Source organism: Stenotrophomonas sp. STEN030 (assembly GCF_056759995.1).
Genome location: NZ_JBRREB010000119.1, coordinates 1 through 1,156, shown reverse-complemented (window position 1 = coordinate 1,156; position 1,156 = coordinate 1). Strand labels below are relative to the sequence as shown.

The window sequence follows — 1,156 nt, the reverse complement described above, 5'->3', positions numbered from 1 at the left end:
ACGCCGCTTGTGTCTGCCAGGCGAGTAGATTGCAGTTGAGAGCGGAGTGCGGTAGCCCGTTACGACGCGGTGCGTGCAAGCACGTGTAGGAGTTGGGGCGCCGCACTCCATACTCCCCTTCAGCCCGAACAGTTGATCGGATACGAGTCCGAACCGTACAAGCATGGGATCGGGGGAGCGCTCTCATTGTCAGCCTACAACAGGAGCCGATGATGAGCAGCTATGTGGGTATCGATGTCGCCAAGTTGGAATTGGTGGTCCATGTCCTGCCCCAGGAGCAAGGCAGAATCTTTGCCAATTCAGAAGTCGGTCTGGCAGAGCTGGTGCTTTGGCTGCAGCAGATGCCGTGTCAGCGCATCGTCTTCGAGGCCAGTGGCGGTTATGAACAGGTACTACTCAAGCGCCTGCATCAGGCAGATCTGCCCGCTGTACGCCTCCCCGCCCAGCGTCCACGGGAGCTGGCGCGTGCCTTGGGGGTAAAGGCTAAAACCGATGCTTTGGATGCCCGTGTGCTGGCCGTAGCGGCGCAATTGCTGCCGACAGCTGTAAGTGAGCCGTTGCCTGAAACAACGGCGATTTTGCGTGAGTGGCTGCAGTTGAGAAGCGCCTTTGTCGGCGAACGCGATAGTCATCGCCGCCGCCTTCAGCAACTGCAGCATCCCCAGGTGCAAGCCTTCCTGCAGGAATGGATAACCAAGCTCCAGGTACAGATCAAGGACCTGGATAAGCTCTTGGCCAAACTTGTCAGGGACGAACCCACCGCGCTGGACAAGGCGCCCGGACTAGGCCCAATCCTGCGTGCCACATTGGCCGCGCGGCTACCCGAATTGGGGCGACTGGATCGCCGACAGATTGCAGCCTTGGTAGGGCTGGCTCCTTACAACCGGGACAGTGGACGCTGGCGGGGCCAGCGCCGCATAGCCGGTGGAAGGGCTGACGTCCGTCGCGTGCTGTACATGGCTACTTGGTCGGCAATCCGAGGCGATCCGGCGCTGGCATCGTGCTACCAGCATCTAATAGAAGCAGGTAAGCCCAAAAAGCTGGCTGTCACGGCCTGCATGCGCAAATATCTGACCAGACTCAATGCCATGAAGCGCGATAACGCCCCTTGGCGGGCCGGGCCTAAGGACGATGCTCAAGACAGTTGACTCCTACA

General features: G+C 59.9%; 1 protein-coding gene. It reads left to right on the top strand.

The features are described 5' to 3' along the window. The first annotated feature begins 212 nt into the window (after window positions 1-212). Complete coding sequence (locus ACVOLR_RS20040) at window positions 213-1,148, top strand: IS110 family RNA-guided transposase (protein WP_481537987.1); 936 nt, start codon at window positions 213-215, stop codon at window positions 1,146-1,148. Window positions 1,149-1,156: the final 8 nt, after the last annotated feature.